Source organism: Pseudomonas sp. B16120, from assembly GCF_044218845.1.
In the GTDB taxonomy this organism is placed as follows: domain Bacteria; phylum Pseudomonadota; class Gammaproteobacteria; order Pseudomonadales; family Pseudomonadaceae; genus Aquipseudomonas; species Aquipseudomonas paracarnis.
The window spans coordinates 3126370-3145984 of sequence record NZ_CP162588.1; the positions used below are offsets into that span (position 1 = coordinate 3126370).

The window sequence follows — 19615 nt, forward strand, 5'->3', positions numbered from 1 at the left end:
CATCCTCAATACAAGCATTCAACGGCCATGGCCGTGGCTTCACCGCCGCCAATGCAGATAGCGGCGACGCCACGCTTGAGGCCCTTCTGGCGCAGGGCCGCAAGCAACGTCACCAGGATGCGTGCGCCGGAGGCACCAATGGGGTGGCCCAATGCACAGGCACCACCATGCACGTTGACCTTGTCATGGGGAATCTCCAGCTTGCTCATGGTCACCAGGCTGACCACGGCGAAGGCCTCGTTGATTTCGAACAGGTCCACCTCGTCGAGGCTCCAGCCGGTCTTGCTCATCAGTTTGCGAATCGCCCCCACCGGCGCCACCGGAAATAGCCCAGGCTCATCGGCAAACGCGGCGTGCCCGTGGATCACTGCTAACGGCTTGAGGCCGCGCTTGAGCGCCTCGGACTCACGCATCAGCAACAACGCCGCGGCGCCATCGGAGATCGAGCTGGAGTTGGCTGCTGTCACTGTACCGCCGTCACGGAACGCCGGTTTCAGGCTGGCAATCTTGTCCAGCCTGGCTTTCGGCGGTTGCTCATCGTGCAGAATGGTTTTTTGTTCTTTGCCCACGGTGACCTGCACCGGGACGATTTCACTGGCAAAGCTGCCGTGGGTGATAGCCTCTTGTGCGCGGGTCAGGGAAGCGATGGCAAACGCGTCCTGAGCTTCACGGGTAAAACCATTGTGCTCGGCGCAGTCCTCGGCAAAGGTTCCCATCAGGCGCCCCTTGTCGTAGGCATCTTCAAGGCCGTCGAGGAACATATGGTCCAGCACCTTGCCGTGGCCCATGCGGTAGCCGCTGCGCGCACGGTCCAGCAGGTACGGGGCGTTGGACATGCTTTCCATGCCGCCAGCGATCACCACATCGACACTGCCAGCGCGCAGCGAATCGTGGGCCAGAATCGTCGCTTCCATGCCGGAACCGCACATTTTGTTGAGGGTGGTGCAGCGCGTGCCCTTGTCCAGCCCGGCGCCCAAGGCAGCCTGGCGAGCAGGCGCTTGCCCAAGCCCGGCGGGCAGTACACAGCCAAACAGCACTTCGTCGACGGCATCGGTGGCGATACCGGCACGCTCGACCGCCGCACGAATGGCGGCTGCGCCCAGTTGCGGCGCGGTCAGGCTTTTGAGGTCGCCCTGGAACCCGCCCATGGGCGTGCGCACGGCGCTGACAATAACAATTGGATCGTTCATAGCCATTGCTCCTTATTTGGCGGCCATGCGCAAGGCACCGTCGAGACGGATCACCTCACCATTAAGCATGCTGTTTTCAATGATGTGGCGTACCAGCGCGGCATATTCGGCGGGTTTGCCCAGGCGTGGCGGGAACGGCACGCCGGCAGCCAGGGAGTTGCGGACTTCGTCGGTCATGCCGGCCATCATCGGGGTTTCGAAAATGCCGGGTGCAATGGTCATCACCCGGATACCAAAGCGCGCCAGTTCCCGCGCGGCAGGCAAGGTGAGGCTGGCGATCGCGCCCTTGGACGCGGCGTACGCAGCCTGGCCGATCTGCCCATCGAATGCCGCCACCGAGGCGGTATTAATGATGATGCCCCGCTCGCCGTCGGCATTCGCCTCGGTTTCGGCGATCGCCGCAGCGGCCAGGCGCAGCAGGTTGAAACTGCCGATCAGGTTGACGTTGATGACCTGGGCAAAGCTCGCCAGGCCGTGCGGGCCGTTCTTGCCGAGGATCTTCTCGCCACGCACGACACCCGCGCAGTTGACCAGGCCGTGCAAGCCCCCAAAGGCCTCGACCGCCGCCGTCACGGCCGCTTCTGCAGCGGCTTCCTGGCTGATGTCCGCCACGGCGCTGCGGGCATTGTCGCCCAGTTGCTTGGCCTTGGCAGTCACGGCGTCGGCGTTCAAGTCCACCAGCATCACCTTGGCACCCGCGGCGACCAGCATTTCGGCCGTGGCCGCGCCGAGGCCCGACGCGCCGCCGCTGACCAGGAATACCTTGTTTTCAATCTGCATCGTTGTTTCCTTTTAAAAGGGTCAAGCCACGGCCGCCTGGGCCTTGGCTATTTCCTGATTGCGCAAAATAAAGCGTTGCAGCTTGCCGCTCGGGGTCTTGGGCAAGTCGCTGACAAATTCGATTTCCCGCGGGTACGCATGGGCGGCCAGGCGCTGGCGCACATGCAGGCGCAGCTCTTCAGCCAGCTCCGGGGTGGCGCGGTATTGCTCGCTGATCACCACAAAGGCTTTGACCAGCTCAGTGCGCTCCGGGCAAGGCTTGCCGACCACGGCAGCCTCGACCACCGCCGGGTGTTCGACCAATGCGCTTTCCACGTCGAAGGGGCCCACGCGGTAGCCGGATGTAGTGATCACGTCGTCGCTGCGTCCGACAAAGCTGATGCTGCCGTCCGGGTTCAGCTCCACGGTATCGCCGCTGAGGTAGTACTTGCCGACGAACGCCTTGGTTTTCACGCCGTCGTACCCGGCAAACCAGCACATAGGCGATTGCTCGCGGTCGATGGCCAGGATGCCGGGTTGGCCGGCTGGCAGCTCCTGATGGTTGTCATCCAGCACCACGATGCGATGCCCTGGCGAGGCAAAACCCGCCGAGCCCACATGCACCGGATGCGCCAAACCATGGTGATTGCACAGCACCATGCCCAGCTCGGTCTGGCCGTAATGGTCGTGGATGGTCACGCCCAGGTGGTCGGCGAACCAGCGGATCACCTCCGGGTTCAAAGGCTCACCGGCGCTGCTGACGATGCGCAGCTTGCCCTTGATCGAACCGGCGAACTGTTCGCCACCGGCAATCAACAGCCGATACGCCGTGGGCGAACCGGTCAGGTTGGTGATCGCGTATTTATTGATGACCCGGCAGGTGCTTTCCAGGGTGAACGGGCCATCGTAGAAGGTGATCGGGTGCCCCATGGACAACGGCCCGGTCACGCCGAAATAGATGCCATAGGCCCAGCCAGGGTCGGCAACGTTCCAGAATGCGTCCTCGGGGCGCAAGTCCACGGCGTCGCGCATGTAGCCCTGGAACGCGACGATGGCCTTGAGCGGTACCGACAGCGCCTTGGACGGGCCGGTGGTGCCGGAGGTGAACATCAGCAGGAACGGCTCCTCTGCGCCCAGCAGCACCGGCTCGCAGTGAGAAGAGTAGCTGGGCAGTTCGGCCCAGAAGCTGTAGTCGCCCCGCACGATACCTTCGCCCTTGGCTCCGGCGACCGTGACGATGGTCGGGCAGTCGGCGACTTCCGCCAGCTTGGGACGGTTCACTGCATCGGTGACCACCAGCGCTGCGCCCGAGCTGTTCAAGCGATGTTCAATTGCCTTGGGTCCGAACGCGGTAAACAGCGGCTGATAGACCGCGCCGATGCGCCACGTCGCCAGCACGACCACCAACAATTCGGCAGTACGGGGCAACAGGCCCGCCACCTTGTCACCGCGCTTGACGCCCTGGGCCAAGAGGAAGTTGGCGAAACGCGCGGCCTGCTCTTGCAGTTCGGTAAAGGTTGACGTGGCGCTGCGTCCGTCCTTGCCCTCCCAGAACAACGCGATGCGCCCCGGCAACGCGTGACGGTCACAGCATTCCAAGCAGGCATTGAGCGCTTGCAGGTTGCCGGCCAGTGCGGCGTCGACGGTGTGCTGGTAATCAAACTCGGTGGTGGCAGCCAAATACTCACGCATCGCTTCCTATCCTTCTGTGTTTTTATTTTCAGGACGTTTTCAACTCGAGAAAAGCGCTGAAATAGTCGCTCCAGAGCGGCGCAGCGGCAATGGTCAAAGCTTTCAACTTGGCTGACTGGTTTGGCCAGTCCGTAGCGAAACGCGGGGGGCTTTTTCGCTTTTCTGTGGGAGCGGGCTTGCCCGCGAAGGCGGTGGGTCAGTCACCAAAGCTGTCACTGCACCACCGCTTTCGCAGGCAAGCCAGCTCCCACAGGGTTATGTACTGCCCGGCTCCCACGTTGGTCATTGAGTCGACTGATCAGGCGGTCGATCCAAGTGATTGGACGCGATGCATAGCAGCTTCTAATCTGACCGCCTGCACGCCACAGAAGCCCTCCATGATCGTTCGCCCTAAACCCAACGTCCTGGGTATCCTGTTCTCCCTCAAAGGCTCCATTGCCAAGCGCATTGCCTGGCGCAGCCTGCTGGTCACGCTGTTGGCCTCGGTCATCGTGCTGGTGGAAACCCTGCACCCTGCCTATTTTTCCAAGGTCAACGCTACGCCCTTCACCTTGTTGGGCCTGTCACTGTCGATCTTCATGAGTTTTCGCAACAACGCCTGCTATGACCGATGGTGGGAGGGCCGCAAGCAACTGGGGCAAATGGTCATTGACGTGCGCTCGCTGATTCGCGAGACCCAGGTGCTGGGGGACACCGCCGAGCGTGCTGGCCTGCTGCGCGGCCTGTGCGGTTTTGCCCATGGCTTGGTCGCGCATTTGCGCCATGAAGATCAAGCCCGGGCGATACACCCTTGGATCAGCATGCCAGTGGGCCACCCCAACTTGCCGGACAGCGTGCTGCAAACGGTCGGTGCGCGCTTTTCGGTCCTGGCACAACAGGGCGTGATCAGCGAATGGCGCTACACCCAACTGGAAGCCCGGCTAGTCAGCCTGAGCCAGGTGCAGGCGGCATGCGAGCGCATCAAGACCACGCCACTGCCCTTTCCCTACACCCTGCTGTTGCACCGCACCATTTACCTGTTCTGCATCTTGCTGCCATTCGCCATGGCCGAGCCACTTGGCTGGTTGACGCCAGTGTTCACCGCGATTGTCAGCTACACCTTCTTTGGCCTGGATGCGATTGGCGACGAATTGGAAGACCCCTTCGGCTTCGACGAAAACGACTTGCCGTGTGACGCTATCCTGCGGACATTGGAGCGCGAGATCCTCGCCGCCCTTGGTGAAGTCAACCTGCCGCCAGCGTTGGAGCCAGCGGACTACGTGCTGACCTGACGCGGGTTTGACACTCGCCTCGCACTGACCGAAGCTTGGAACTTTGCTGCCCAAGCTTTCGGACGCCTGCATGTCAAAGTCACGCCGTTACTCCATCATCGGCCTGTGCGCCCTGTTGTTGATCGTACTGATCACCTGGTTTTTCTCCCGCACCCCTGCAGTGGCCGTACCCCCAGCCATCGCCCATGGCTATTCCAAGGCCTTGAAGCAGGCGCATAACGGCGAGCCCGGCGCCGCACGTGTGTTGTACCAACAGTTGGGCCGGCCGGACCTGTCGCCCGAGCGCCGCGCCGCCTTGCATGCTGAGCTGCCCAATTACCCCAGCCCCCAGGCGCTGAAGCTGGCCGATAAAGACCTCGCCAATGAGTCGGCGCTGGTGCGCGAAGCCGCTATTCACAGCATCGTCGGCCTGGTGCCCACTGGCCAGCGCACCTTACTGCTCGGCCCGGTGCTGGACGATCCGGAACAATCGGTGCGCTTTGCCGCCGCCAACGCCTTGCTGGGCCTGTCGCCCGATACACTGGGTTTGTACTTTGGCCCACTGCAGCAGGTGCTCGATGAATTCGTGACAACGCTCAAGGCCCAGCCCGAAACCGCTGAAGGCTGGATTCAATTGGCGCGTCTGTACATCCACAGCGCCCTGCTGCCGGAGGCGCAAAACGCCCTGGAGCAGGCAATGCGCTTGCAGCCGGACAACCTGCAAGCGGTGGTATCGCAAATCGAACTGCTGGACAAGCAAGGCAAGACCGACGAGTCGCGCCAACTGCTGGCCCGGCAACTGGCGGCGCATCCGGAGTCGGCCTACCTGCAACATGCCTTGGGCATGTGGCTGTTGCACCATGGCGAGCGCCCCTACGCCCTGCTCGGCCTGTCCAAGGCGGTGGAGCTTGCGCCGGACAACCCGGATTATCGCTATGACCTGGCCACCACCCTGCACGCCCAGGACGAAGTAGAGGCGGCCCAGCGCCAGCTGGAAGAAATCGTCCAGCGGCATCCCGCCAATCGCAAAGCCCGCGTGTTGCTGGTCAATTACTGGAAAGAGACCGGGCAGTTGCAGAACGTTCAGGTGCTGCTCGCCCAACTGGAGCAACAGAACCCGGATGATCCGGCGCTACAACAGGGCCTCTGATAGGCGATCAGCTCAGCACTGCAAAAACGTGTAAAGCGACCTCTCTTCGTACAATTCATCCAAAACGTTGAACCGCTAGTGGCCACTACGGTCAAGTGAATATGGCGCGTCCCAGTCGGCGTGCCCCTCTACTTGTACGTGACCTGAGGGCACTTCTTGAGTACATCCAAACAGCTGTTGAGTGAAAAGGCGGCCACCGGCGTCGAAGGTCTTGATGACATTCTTGCCGGGGGGCTATCGCGAAGCCACGTGTTTTTGCTCGAAGGCGAACCCGGCACCGGTAAAACCACCGTGGCCCTGCATTTTCTGCGGGCCGGTGCGCAGAACGGCGAACGTTGCTTATATATCACCCTGTCCGAAACCGAGCACGAACTGCGCCAGGGTGCCAAATCCCACGGCTGGGACTTGGATGAGCATATTCATATCTTCGAGCTGACCCCACCGGAAAGCCTGCTCAACGCCGATCACCAGCAAAGCCTGCTGTACTCCTCCGACCTGGAGCTGGGTGAAGCCACCCGCCAGATCTTTGAAGTGGTAGAGCGGGTCAAGCCGACCCGCGTGGTGGTCGACAGCCTGTCTGAGATCCGCCTTCTGGCGCAAAGCTCGTTGCGCTATCGCCGGCAGATCCTGGCGATCAAGCACTACTTCGTGCGTTATGACGCCACCGTGTTACTGCTGGATGACTTGACCACCGAATCCCTGGATAAGACCGTGCACAGCGTTGCGCACGGGGTGATTCGCCTGGAGGAGCTGACGCCCAACTATGGCGCCGAGCGTCGGCGTATCCGGGTGGTCAAGTACCGGGGCCAGAAATACCGTGGCGGCTTCCACGACTTCACCATCATGGGCGACGGCATTCACGTATTCCCGCGCCTGGTGGCGGCCGAGCATCGCGGCGGTTACAACCGTCAAACCTTGAGCAGCGGTATCGAGGAGTTGGATTCTCTGCTCGGCGGGGGGATCGAGACCGGCTCCAGCAGCCTGATTCTCGGCCCGGCCGGTACCGGCAAGTCTTTGATATCGATGATCTTCGCTGCCGCCGCCGTGGCCCGTGGCGAAAAGGCTGCGCTGTTCATCTTCGATGAAGAGCTGGGCCTGCTGTTCGAGCGCATGAAGAACATGGGCATCGACCTCGCCGCCTTACGAGACACCGGAAACCTGCTGATCGAACAGGTCGACGCGGCCGAACTCTCCCCCGGCGAATTTTCCCACCGGGTTCGCCGCTGCGTGGATGAGCGCGGTATCAAGACCGTGGTCATCGACAGTATCAACGGCTACCAGGCGGCCATGCCCGAAGAAAACGCGCTGATCCTGCATATGCATGAACTGCTGCTGTACCTTAACCGCCGTGGTGCAGCCACCTTCATGACGGTGGCCCAGCACGGCCTGGTCGGCGACATGCAGACGCCGGTCGACATCACCTACCTGGCCGACACCGTGATCTTGCTGCGTTATTTCGAGGCCCTGGGTAAAGTTCGCCGGGCCATTTCGGTCATCAAAAAAAGAACGGGCTCCCACGAGTCGACCATTCGTGAATATCGCATCGGCAGCCGCGGTATGACGGTAGGTGTACCCCTGGATAACTTCCAGGGTGTGCTGCGGGGCATTCCAACCTATATGGGTGCCGGCTCCCCTCTGCTCAAGGATGAGGGCTAGTGCCGGCCCTGTCTCCCGTCTACGAGCGTGCCATCGTGCTGGCGCCCATGGGCCGCGATGGCTCATTGGCGCTGATGATGCTTAACGAAGCCGGCTACAGCGGGATTGTCGCCAACAGCCTGGCCGCTCTGTGCGAAGAGCTGACGCAAGGCGCCGGGCTGCTCATCATTGCGGCTGAGGCACTGCGTGGCGTCGACCTTGAGCCGTTACTCGAGCTGTTGCATCAGCAACCGGCCTGGTCCGACCTGCCTATCGTGCTGATGACCCAGCATGGCGGCAAAGAGCAGAACGGCTCGACGCGGCTGAGCGGCTTGCTGGGCAACGTCACGTTTCTGGAGCGGCCGTTCCATCCCATCACCTTGATCAGCCTGGTGAGCGCGGCCCTGCGCGGTCGACGGCGCCAGTACGAAGCGCGGGACCGGTTGATTGACTTGAGCGAGAGTGAGTTGCGTCTCCAGCGCACTTTGGAAACGCTTGAGCAGCAAGTGGAAGAACGCACCGCCCAACTGCGTCACAATGAAGAAGCCCTGCGCCAATCGCAGAAAATGGAAGCCGTTGGCCAGTTGACCGGGGGTATCGCCCATGACTTCAACAATATGCTTACCGGCATTATCGGTAGCCTGGAACTGCTACGCCGACGTGTGTCCCGGGGCAAACTGGATGACCTGGACAGCCTGATCGACCTGGGCGTGACCTCGGCCAACCGCGCAGCGAGCCTCACCCATCGACTGTTGGCGTTCTCCCGTCGACAATCACTGGACTCCAAGCCTGTGCAGATCAACCAGTTGGTCACGTCCATGGGCGAATTATTGCAACGCAGCATCAACGAAAGTATCAACCTGGACATGCGCCTGAGCGACGCCTTGTGGACGGCCGAGGCCGACCCGAACCAGCTCGAAAGCGCCCTGCTCAACCTGGTGATCAACGCGCGCGACGCCATGCCCACGGGTGGCACGCTGACCGTGGAGACCACCAATCGTCACCTCGACAGTGTCTTTACCGCCGCCTACGGCACCTTGACCCCGGGCGACTACGTAGAACTGAGTGTCAGCGACAACGGTTGCGGCATACCGCAACACCTGATGGATCGCGTGTTTGATCCGTTTTTTACCACCAAACCCATCGGCCAAGGCACCGGTCTTGGGCTGTCGATGATCTACGGCTTCGCTCGCCAGTCTCGTGGGCATGTGACCATCCACAGCGAAGTCGGCAAAGGTACGACGGTCAGTTTGTTCCTGCCGCGCTTTATCGGTGAGCCCCAAGCTCAGGAGCCGCTCAACCCGACATTGCTGCCGTTTGCCAATGCAGGGGAAACGGTTTTGATCGTCGAGGATGATCCCGCAGTTCGGGTGTTGGTCAGCGCGGTGCTCAAAGAACTGGGTTACGGGTTTATCGAGGCTGGGGACGCGAATGCGGCGGTGCCGATCATTGAATCCGAACAGCGCATCGACCTGATGATCAGCGACGTCGGTTTGCCGGGGATGAACGGCCGACAACTAGCGGAAATCGGCCGGCAGATTCGTCCGGAACTCAAAGTATTGTTTATTACCGGATACGCCGAGCACGCCGCGGTGCGGGGTGGCTTCCTGGACCCGGGGATGCAACTGATCACCAAGCCTTTTACGTTTGATTTGTTGACGGCCAAGGTGCGGGAGATGATCCAGGCGTAGAGCGGCCACATGTGGCAATAAGTCGTCACGGTTTAGCAGGCAGCAGATGGAATCGATGTGAGTTTTTTTCCACATACGTTGGCGAATAACGCACTACCCACATCGACCAGGAATATTTCTGATGACTGCCATTTCCAATTCACGCTTTCCCGAGCTTTATACGCCCCAACTGGCAAGCGCCGTTCCACAACCGCAATCTGCCCGCCTCGAGGTCGCGACAGAGCTTCCGGGAACAAGACAAACCTCTCTGCAAGATAAGGATCAGTGGTTAGCCAGCATATACGGTGGTACGTTGCGAGATTTGTTGGGTGACAATCAAGACTATCGCGAAGTTGAAGTTGACAGAATCCCGTGGAATTCGTCCTTAGGGCAGACGCGTGCGCTGATGCTTAAACTACTTGAAAGCCCTGCGTTCAAGGACTGGGCCAAGCAGAATGATGTAGACCTATCAAAGCCGCTTACTATCAATGTCGACAGCGGTACCCTCGACGTCACGACCACGGGGGCCAAACAGCGAAACCCCTTCGACTTTTCACCGCCCACGCCCACCGCCAAATCCTTGGATATTCACAGCTTTACGGGTTGGCCCCTGCTCAAGAGTGTTGCCAAAACGTTGGCAGGCCCCGGCAATGTCGTAAGTTTCGATACCGCATCCACCGCGACCACCGCAACGATCGCAGACATCGCACGGTTTCATGGTCATGCCGTGCCCTCCGACCGCATACTATCGCCTTCTCAGCGACAGGCATCCATCCAGCAGCTACTTGATAAACTGCAGGATCCGGATTCTGACACCTACAATGAGAGGTTTAATTTCCCTCCCCAGCAATACCTGAATAATCAAGTGTCGGAGTTGGGGGATCTGAACAATCGAAATGCCGTGATTGGGGTAATATCAAACGTCGTAAACGAAAAAGCTAAGGACCTTGAGGACCTGGAGGCCGAGCTCCAATTCTGGCAAAAAAGATCTGGTTACGAAGAAACTATCGAAAAGCTCCAGCTAACCATTAAGCAACGGTTGCAAAATGTTCTGGATACGCCAGTTGAGATAGATCCCACCTCTTCCTACTTCCGGGACCACAATCTGAAACCGGATGTGGCGGTGACACTGCGCGACTACCTCGTAGGGCATGGCATAGTACTTCCAACTAATGCGTCGGAGTTAAAGAACATTGCGCAGTCGTTGGCAAGCCCTCCCATTGAAAAACCGGCGCATGGCAATCTAGGCGGGGCGCACTCATGGCCAACGCCGATGAGCAATGATGATCGGCGTGCACTTGCCGCCATGACCAGTAAGTTTTTGGAAGGTCAGCCAGAAAACACCCTGCTCGCCTATTTGACTCGCGGGGTTGAATATCGACAGAATTTCGGTGCAAGCTTTCTGGAAGATCGTAGCCGCGGCATTGACAACGTCCTGGAGTTTCCCAATGTTAAAAAATTCGCCCTTGCGGCGGAGCGCGAATTTGGCGAAATTGCATCGCCTAACGTGATCGCTGATTGGATGTTGACAGCGCTCTACGACTCGTTGGACCCCCTCAGCATCAACGCAACTTCACCCGATTCGAACAGGACTAAAGTTGCAGGCTTCGACCTGGCCAACATGAACCTCTCCGGAATGAACGCCCAAGACATATACGCAACGCTGTCTGATCACTTGCGCGAAACCGGAGTGACGAACCATTACAACGGCGTGCTGGCCATGGAAGTTCTATTGGCCCGCAAGGCTCCGGAACTCCTGGTCAAAGACATACCCGAAACATTGACCAAGGGCACCCACTCTTGGGTCAGTTTCGTTACGGCAGTAGCTCGTATAGAGGCTGAGGCTCCTGGCTCGACCAGCCGAATGACGTATGCCCAAGTCATGATGCGACATGAACTGGCGCCAATAACGCTGGCAGACAAACTGGTTGAGCAGCAAGCTCAAACGGACGCCCTGAAAGATTGGGGCGTTTACAATGGTGTGCTGACCAGGAGCAGCACAGATCAATACTCAGAAGAAGATATGGCAAAGGTACGCGCTGCATTCAATGAGCAGATGCATCAGTTGAATGAGTCTTCCAAGACGTTTGCGACGCCGTTCCCTGTGTTGCATGAAATGGCAGTGGCCAGCATCAAAGAGCAAAATCCGCACTTGTCGGAAGAGCAAATAAAACGAAAAGTGCTGACACCAAAGGACTCTGGCTTTTTGGAATTTCCAGGGCCCTACTCATTGGTGGATATATTGATTAACGCGGAGCGACACCATAAGGATGTCGCTTTGGATAGCTATACATCCAGCGATAAAGATATCGATCTTAGCACCATCGCCTTGCGAAAATTTACAAACAGCTTCGTAGTGTCTACCTTCGAAGCACAGCTTTCTGTTTTATTCGATCGCTTTGAACGAGCCACGCAAACGCAAGTCAAGAACTTGATTTCCAAACTCCCTGTTGAAGACCGAAATATAATTGAGCATGGGAAAATCACTGTATCCAGAGAAGTTGACGTTACCTACTCTGGCGCTTCGACCACACCAGTAGGGTTAGAACCTTCGCCCCACAGCATCATTGTGCAAAGCGAGTTTGTAGATGCAAGCGGCCGTAAAGGCATTCATACTTATGAAATAGATGGGCCAAATAATATTATTCGCAAACGTGAGGATTTGAATGATAAAACACCCGCAACCATCCCTGGCATACCTGACAAGTCGACCGGCCCCCTCCCTCCCGTAGGTGACAGTGTGGTCCGCACACGGAGCCTTATTCCTATCGTCCCGGATGGCGACTACAAGGAAGATGTCCTAGCGCCTCGGTCAAACGACAACGTCAACAACGCGCCCAACAGCTTCGCCAGCGAAAAGACACAGTACATCGCTGACGCCTTGGTAAAAAAAATCAGTATTCGGGATAACGCAGAGTCACTGCGGGGCACCACTGCATTCGATGGTGAAGTCCCTTTCTGGCAAAAAATCGAAGATTTTGTAGTAGGGCTTATTCCGGGTTATAACGCCGTCAAAAACTTTATCGCAGGAAACTGGCGCGAGGGCCTCATCGATGTGGCGTTTGATGTTTTTGGCTTTCTTCTTGCAGGCGCCGGTGGGGCGGTGCGGGCCGCTGGCGCTGGTGCCAGAGCGGGCTCGTCTGCGTTTGGAAGTACCGCAAAAAGATTGGTGCGTGGCGCCATAGGCGCACTCAACCCTATCGATCCAAAGGGTATTGCGCAAGGCTTCGTGCAAGAAGGTATAACTTACTTGGCGAACAGTGGTCCCGGACGGAATAATCAACCTTCGTTTAAAATCAAGTATGACCCTGTAAAGATCTTCAGGAACGTTGAGAACGCCACAATAGGCAACGCCAACATGCAAGGGACAACAACAGCAATCGCTGCCACCCAGAAAAACGGCAAATGGTATGCCCTTGACCCTGTCAGTAAACAGCCGTTTGGTCTTCCCTTGAAGGATTTCGTGCCTTCGGCATAAAGGATGTCGTCAAGCGGGAAAAACGCGCAATACCTCAAAAAGGTTCTTCTCGGTGGTTCGAGAAGAACTTTTGCTATCGCACAAAACTTGCGCGCCTCGTTTGAATCATCACGCCAATAAACGCTGGATATGCTCCTGCAGCGTATCCAGATCAAACGGCTTGGCCAAAATCGGCGCGTTGCGCGTGATCGGGCTGTTGCAGTCGAGAATTTCCTGCGGATAGCCGCTGATAAAGATCACTTTCAGTTCCGGTCGCAGCTTGAGCGCCGGCTCAGCGATCTGCACCCCGGAAATTCCACCCGGCAGGCGGTAATCGGTGACCATCAAGTCCAGGTGCGGTTTGGTCGCAAGGATTTCGAAGGCCTGCTCCCCGTCGATCGCCTTCAAGACCCGGTAGCCCAAGCCTGCCAGGTACTCACCCAGCACAAACATAATGGATTCGTCGTCCTCGACGATCAGTACGACATCTTGTGCATCTTCACTCATGGGAAGCCTTTGTCCGGTCAATTGCTGCAGTTACGACCATGGGGTCACGCAGAGGTTGCGTCGAGCTGACGATTGATTTCACGCGGTCGCCTCAAGGGGCAAGCACACACGAAACAAGGCGCCCTCGCCTATCTGGCTCTCCACCTCGATGGTGCCGCCATGGGCCGCTACTATCTGCTCGGAAATAAACAATCCCAGGCCCAGGCCGGCGGCGGCATGATTGGCGGAAACCCGTTCGAACTGCTGGAAAATACGCTTCTGGTTGTCTTCACTGATACCAATGCCACGGTCGCGCACTTCCACGCGCGCCTCGCCATGCTCGGTATACACCCGTACATCCACCGGGCTTTTAGCCCCGTAGCGCAGGGCATTGGTCAGCAGGTTGGTGATCACCTGCTCGATACGGAATTCATCCCAGTGGCCCTCTACAGGCTCGTCTGCCACCAACTGCATCGACGATTCAGCCGCGGCGACCTGTGGCTCGAAGTTGTGCACGAGGTTGCGCACCAACTGCGCCAGGTCAAAACGCGCCGGGCGTATGGACAGCTTGCCGGTACGGATGCGTGACACGTCAAGCATGTCTTCGATCAGACGGATCAGGCTTTTGATCTGGCGCTCATCGCGGTCAACCATGGCGTGCATCTTGTCCAGAGTGAACGCGGCGGCGTTGTCCCGGGCCAGGTGCATCTTGCGCAACTGGGTCTCCAGAATCAGCCCGTTCAGGGGTGTACGCACTTCGTGGGCGACAATCGACATGAAGTCGTCACGCATGCGCACCGCTTGTTCCAGTTCGGCCTGAGTGGCCTGCAGGCGCGTGAGCAACAGTTCCTGCTCGCGGCGGCTGCGCTCCAGTTCCTCGACTTGCAGCTTCATCGCCTTGCTCTGGCGATACAGGTCGACGAACACATTGACCTTGCTCTTGACCGCATGGATATCCAACGGCTTATGCAGGAAGTCCACCGCGCCGCTCTCATAACCCTTGAAGGCGTAGTTGAGCTCGCGCCCGGCGGCGCTGACGAACACGATGGGGATATTTTTGGTCTTTTCGGTGCCGCGCATCAGTTCGGCCAGCTCGAACCCGTTCATGCCAGGCATCTGCACGTCGAGGATCGCCATGGCGAATTCATGTTCCAGCAACAGGGACAACGCCTCATCGGCACTCAATGCCTTGAAGACCTGGCGATCCTCACGCTTGATCAGCGCCTCTAGGGCCAGCAGGTTTTCCGGCAGATCGTCGACGATCAGCAGTTTGGCCTGGACAGTACTTAACATGGGAAGGGTTCCAGGGAAGCCAGCAATGAGCCGATTCGGCTCAAGGAAAGAATATGGTCAGGTGTGTGCAAGGCCAGGGCCGCCAGGGGCATGACGGCAATGCGTGCCTCTTGTGGGTCCTGCACGATGGTGATGCCACCCGATTGCTTGACGTGGGCCAGCCCGCTTGCGCCGTCCTGGTTGGCGCCAGTCAACAAAATGGCGAGCAGGCGAGGCCCATACACATCGGCCGCCGAGGAAAACAGGTAGTCGATGGCGGGTCTGGAATGGTGCACCCGGTCTTCCTGGCTCAGGGACAGGCTGCGGTCCTGCTCTACCGACAGGTGATAACCGGGCCCGGCAAAGTACAAGGTGCCCGCCTCCAGCGCTTCTTTGTCCCTCGCCTCCTTGACCGGGATGTTCAGGCGCCGCGCAAAGACTTCCGCCAATTGGCTGCGGCGCTCGTCCGGCAGGTGCAGCACGGCAATGATCGGCAGGCCGAAGGTACTGGGCAACTGGCCGAAAATACTCAGCAACGCCTCGACGCCGCCGGCGGACGCGCCGACGACGATGGCTTCGATCCCCGAAATCGGGGTGTCCGGCGCGTCGCTCATGATTTTCGGTAGATCCGTTCCTGCTTGACCAAGGGCTCGAATTGCTTGCTGTAGGCGGAAAAATCCAGGGTTTCCTTGCTGCCCAGCACCAAAAAGCCGCGATGACACAGCGACTCATGAAACAAGCCAAACGCTCGATCTTGCAATTTTTTATTGAAATAAATCAATACGTTACGGCATGAAATTAATTGCGTTTCTGAAAATACGCTGTCGGTCGCCAGGCTGTGATCGGCAAAGGTCACGTTCTCGCGCAATGTCTTGTCAAAGATCGCGTAATCGTAAGCTGCTGTGTAGTAGTCGGCAAATGAACGTTGCCCGCCGGCCTGCTGATAATTGGCGGTATAGGCGCGCACGTTCTCCAGGGAAAAGATGCCCTGCTTGGCTTTATCCAGCGACGCCGGGTTGATGTCCGTGGCGTAGATGATGGTGCGTTCCAGCAAGCCTTCTTCACGCAGCAGGATGGCCATGGAGTACACCTCCTCGCCTGTGCTGCAGCCGGCGATCCAGATCTTGATCGACGGGTAGGTCTTGAGCAGCGGCACGACTTCCTGGCGAATCGCGAGGAAGTGCGACGGGTCGCGAAACATCTCGCTCACCGGGATGGTCAAGAATTGCAGCAACTGCATGAACGCCGCAGGGTCGTGCAACACGCGCTCTTGCAGTGCGGAAATGGTCGCGCAGTCGAACTGACGCAAGGCATGGGCCACACGGCGTTTGACCGACGCGCCCGAATAGTCGCGAAAGTCGTAGCTGTACTTGAGGTAAATCGCCTCGATCAACAGGCGCAGCTCAATATCGCTACTCTTATCCAAGAAACACTGCTCCACTTAAATGCGTTCCATCTTCGGTAGCCATACGCGAATCAGTGAGAACAGGCGGTCCAGGTCAATCGGCTTGGCCAGGTAATCGTTTGAGCCTGCTGCCAGGCAACGCTCCTGATCGTCCTTCATGGCCTTGGCCGTCACGGCAATGATTGGCAGTTTTTTCCAGCGTGGGTCCTGGCGGATCAAGGCGGTGGCCTCGTAACCGTCCATCTCCGGCATCATCACGTCCATCAGCACCAGGTCGATATCTTCGACTTCATTGAGTTTATCGATAGCCTCCTGGCCGTTACGCCCGATCACCACCACAGCACCTTTGTGCTCCAGGGCGCTGGTCAGGGCGAAGATATTGCGCACGTCGTCGTCCACCAAGAGGATTTTGCGCCCCTCGAACACCTTGTCGCGGCTGCGGGCGGTCTTGAGCATCTTCTGGCGGTCATGGGACAACTGGGATTCGACTTTGTGCAGAAACAGCGTGACTTCATCCAGCAGACGCTCGGGCGAGCGCGCCCCCTTGATGATGATCGAGCGTGAATACTTGCGCAGTTCGGCCTCTTCGTCCCGGGTCAGGTTGCGCCCGGTGTAGACGATCACCGGCGGGAACGAGCAGATGTCCTCGGTGGCCATGCGCTTGAGCAGCTCGTTGCCGAGCATGTCCGGCAGCTTGAGGTCGATGATCATGCAGTCGTAGATGGTGGTGCGCAACAGGTCGAGGGCCTCTTGGGCGAAGCCTACGGCAGTGATCTCGATGTCATCGTCGCCGATCAGGCGGGCAATGCTGTCGCGCTGCAGGTCATCGTCTTCCACCAGCAGGATGCGCTTGACCTTCTGGGTCAACTTGGCTTCCAGGCGCGCGAACACGTCCTTGAGCTCTTCGCGGGTGGTGGGCTTGACCGCATAACCGATGGCACCCATGTGCATGGCGGCTTCGACACGGTCTTCCACAGAGATCACGTGCACCGGGATGTGGCGCGTGTTGGCGTGTTCCTTGAGGCGTTGCAGCACAGTCAGTCCTGAGTGGTCGGGCAAGCGCATGTCCAGCAGAATCGCGTCGGGGATGTATTGCTCGGCGAGGCTGTAGCCCTCGTCGGCACCGTGGGCGACCAGGCAGTGGTAACCCAGCTCGTGGGCAAGATCGAACAGAATGCGCGCAAAATTCGGCTCGTCTTCCACTACCAGGATGCAGCGAGTGCTGAACGGCGCTTTTTCGCGGTCATCGGCAAAGCGCGGGATCAACTCGGCGTCAGCCACCGGCAGCGGCGATACCTTGACGGGCGTTGGTGCCGGCGCGACCACCACTTGGCGCGGTGGCTCGATCGGCGCCGCGGCCTCGTCGCGTTCTACATACTGTTCAGGCAATACGAGCGTGAAAATACTGCCTTTGCCCGGTTCGCTGGTCACACTGATATAGCCGCCCAGCAAGGTGGCCAGGTCACGGGAAATCGACAAGCCCAGGCCTGTACCGCCGTAACGGCGATTGGTGGTGCCGTCGGCCTGGCGGAAAGCTTCGAAGATGCTTTCCTGTTGATCCGGGGCGATACCAATGCCGGAATCGCGCACGGTAAAGGCAATGCCCTCCCCCGGCGCGCGGGACACCGACAGGCTGACCTCGCCCTGTTCAGTGAACTTGATGGCGTTGGACAACAGGTTCTTGAGGATCTGCTCCAGGCGTTGGCGATCAGTAAACAGCAGGGTTGGCGAGCCTTGTTGCACGTCCACCTGGAAGCCCAGTTTGCGGTCCATTGCCAGCGGCTCGAACATGCCACGCAGGCCATCCACCAGGCGCTCGACGCTGGCGTTTTCCGGGCGCACTTCCAGCTTGCCGGCTTCGACCTTGGAAATATCCAGGATGTCGTTGATCAGGTTGAGCAAGTCATTGCCGGCCGAATAGATCGACTCGGCAAACTTGACCTGCTCGGCGCTGAGGTTTTCCTGCGGGTTATCCGCCAGCAGTTTGGCCAGGATCAGCGAACTGTTGAGCGGTGTGCGCAGCTCATGGGACATGTTGGCAAGAAATTCGGATTTGTACTTGCTGGAGCGCTGCAACTCATCGGCGCGGTCTTCCAGCTCAAGCTGGGCCTGGTTCAGCTCGATGTTCTTGCGGTCCATGGCGTCGCGCTGTTCGGCCAGGGTCTGGGTCTGTTCGGCGAGTTGCTCGTTGGTCTGTTCAAGCTCAGCCTGTTGGGTTTCCAGGTGAGCCTGGGACTCCTTGAGGATGCGCGATTGCTCTTCGAGCTCTTCGTTGGCGGTCTTGAGCTCTTCCTGCTGCACTTGCAGCTCTTCGTTGAGTTGCTGGGTCTCGGCCAGCACTTCCTGCAAGCGCTGGCGATAGCGCGCGGCTTCGATGGAGGTGCCGATATTGCCGGCGATCAGTTCCAGCAGTTCGATATCACGCTCATCCAGAGGGCGCAGGAAGCCCAGCTCGACTACGCCGTTGACACGGTCATCATCGCTGGTCGGCATCACCAGGATGCTGCGAGTGGCCCCTTCGCCAAGACCGGAACTGACCTTGAAGTAATCCACCGGCACATCGTCCAGGCGAATCAGACGATTGAGCTGAGCGGCCTGCCCGACGATGCCTTCGTCGCTGTAGATCGACTGTTCTTGCTGTTCCTGATCGCGGGAGAAACCATACGTGGCCACGCGCTTGAGGCCGCCGTGTTCTTCACGCACGTACAGCGCGGCGACCGCAGAGCCCATGTACTGGGCGAAGAATTGCAGGATATTGCGTCCCAGCATGTTCAGGGTCAGTTGGCCGAGTACTTGCTCGGCCAGCTCGGTCTGGCCATTGCGCAGCCAGGCGGTTTGCTCGAGGCGCCGTGCAATCTTCTGTTGTGACGCGAGGTTTGCGCTGTAACTCTTTGAAAGTGAGATTAAATTCTTCCTGCCGATGTAGGCCAGAAAACCACTCAACCCCAGTACAAACACCAAGTACAGCGTGACACTGATCACCGTCGTGCGGGTGACCTCTGCGTTACGGGTGATACGGAACTGCTGCTCCATCGCCACCGCGTCTTCGTATTCCTTGCGAATTTCATCAGTGAGCCGCTTGCCCCGGCCCGCCTTGACCGCGCCACGGTAATCACCGCTGTTGCGCTGCAGCTCAATCATCGACTGCGCGTAGGTGTTCCATTCGGTCTGCAAGGTTTCCAAGCGCTTGAGCCGGTCAACCTGCTGCGGATTGTCGGCTACCAGGTCTTGCAGATTGCGCAGGTCGGCAATGATCCGCGGCTTGGCCACTTCGTACGGATCAAGGAAGTGCTCGTCACCGGTGATCAGGAACCCGCGCATCCCTGTTTCCAGGTCAACCGTCAGTTTGGACGTCTCATTGAGGTTGTTAATGACGCGGTCGGTGTGCTCCACCCACTGGATCACCGAGAGCAAATAGGTAATCAGGCAGACGAAAAACACCGCGCTGAGCACGCCCACGCCCAAGGGCAGGGCCACGTTCCGGCTCAGCAGGGTACGAAAGCTTTTTTCATCGACGGACGACGCGGGTGTCATGGGCATGCCTTGGCCAAATGCGGGAAAACCGCAAGTTTGCCCGAATAACATCGCTCAACGCTATGTTTGTGCGTTGATTGACAGCGGATGCGGTCAAGCGCATGGCGCCGGTACC

The 19615-nt window shown here is 58.8% G+C and carries 13 protein-coding genes; 5 read left to right on the forward strand and 8 right to left on the reverse strand.

The features are described from left to right. Nucleotides 1-5: 5 nt before the first annotated feature. The 3 genes from AB4P90_RS14500 to AB4P90_RS14510 are packed head-to-tail and all read right to left on the reverse strand — an operon-like array spanning nt 6 to nt 3641. Nucleotides 6-1190: an acetyl-CoA C-acyltransferase gene (locus tag AB4P90_RS14500; protein ID WP_014718476.1), complete on the reverse strand. Its 1185-nt coding sequence runs from the start codon at nt 1188-1190 to the stop codon at nt 6-8. A gap of 12 nt (nt 1191-1202) precedes the next feature. Then, nucleotides 1203-1970 (reverse strand): SDR family NAD(P)-dependent oxidoreductase, encoded by a 768-nt coding sequence (locus tag AB4P90_RS14505; RefSeq protein ID WP_060767419.1) that lies wholly within the window; start codon nt 1968-1970, stop codon nt 1203-1205. Nucleotides 1971-1991: 21 nt separating this feature from the next. Beyond that, nucleotides 1992-3641 carry an AMP-binding protein gene (locus tag AB4P90_RS14510; protein WP_395606068.1) on the reverse strand — a complete coding sequence of 550 codons (1650 nt, stop codon included), beginning with the start codon at nt 3639-3641 and terminating at the stop codon, nt 1992-1994. Nucleotides 3642-4018: 377 nt separating this feature from the next. On the opposite strand from AB4P90_RS14510, the gene AB4P90_RS14515 reads away from it, so the two are divergent. From AB4P90_RS14515 to AB4P90_RS14535, 5 genes are all read left to right on the forward strand, one after another. Further along, the gene (locus AB4P90_RS14515; protein ID WP_014718479.1) at nt 4019-4912 is read left to right on the forward strand and encodes a bestrophin family protein; all 894 of its coding nucleotides are present in this window, start codon (nt 4019-4021) and stop codon (nt 4910-4912) included. A gap of 70 nt (nt 4913-4982) precedes the next feature. Then, nucleotides 4983-6041, forward strand: coding sequence for a tetratricopeptide repeat protein (locus AB4P90_RS14520; protein ID WP_003191245.1), 1059 nt, complete (start codon nt 4983-4985; stop codon nt 6039-6041). Nucleotides 6042-6197: 156 nt separating this feature from the next. Next, a complete protein-coding gene (locus tag AB4P90_RS14525) occupies nt 6198-7697 on the forward strand; it encodes an ATPase domain-containing protein (protein ID WP_014718480.1) in 1500 nt (499 codons plus the stop codon). Beyond that, complete coding sequence (locus tag AB4P90_RS14530) at nt 7697-9367, forward strand: ATP-binding protein (protein WP_020302775.1); 1671 nt, start codon at nt 7697-7699, stop codon at nt 9365-9367. Before AB4P90_RS14525 ends, AB4P90_RS14530 begins: the two co-directional genes overlap by 1 nt. 121 nt (nt 9368-9488) lie before the next feature. Beyond that, nucleotides 9489-12824, forward strand: a complete 3336-nt coding sequence (locus tag AB4P90_RS14535; RefSeq protein WP_395606069.1) for a hypothetical protein — start codon at nt 9489-9491, stop codon at nt 12822-12824. Between the two features lie 108 nt (nt 12825-12932). On the opposite strand, the gene AB4P90_RS14540 is transcribed toward AB4P90_RS14535, so the two are convergent. From AB4P90_RS14540 to AB4P90_RS14560, 5 genes are all read right to left on the reverse strand, one after another. After that, nucleotides 12933-13310: a response regulator gene (locus AB4P90_RS14540; protein WP_005788286.1), complete on the reverse strand. Its 378-nt coding sequence runs from the start codon at nt 13308-13310 to the stop codon at nt 12933-12935. 78 nt (nt 13311-13388) lie between these two features. Continuing rightward, nucleotides 13389-14582 (reverse strand): hybrid sensor histidine kinase/response regulator, encoded by a 1194-nt coding sequence (locus AB4P90_RS14545; protein ID WP_020302773.1) that lies wholly within the window; start codon nt 14580-14582, stop codon nt 13389-13391. Next, nucleotides 14576-15175, reverse strand: coding sequence for a chemotaxis protein CheB (locus tag AB4P90_RS14550; protein WP_020302772.1), 600 nt, complete (start codon nt 15173-15175; stop codon nt 14576-14578). The genes AB4P90_RS14545 and AB4P90_RS14550 overlap by 7 nt, the downstream gene beginning before the upstream one ends. Next, nucleotides 15172-16002 (reverse strand): protein-glutamate O-methyltransferase CheR, encoded by an 831-nt coding sequence (locus tag AB4P90_RS14555; RefSeq protein ID WP_019817062.1) that lies wholly within the window; start codon nt 16000-16002, stop codon nt 15172-15174. The genes AB4P90_RS14550 and AB4P90_RS14555 overlap by 4 nt, the downstream gene beginning before the upstream one ends. Beyond that, nucleotides 16003-19500, reverse strand: a complete 3498-nt coding sequence (locus AB4P90_RS14560) for a response regulator (RefSeq protein WP_395606070.1) — start codon at nt 19498-19500, stop codon at nt 16003-16005. Nucleotides 19501-19615 lie beyond the last annotated feature (115 nt).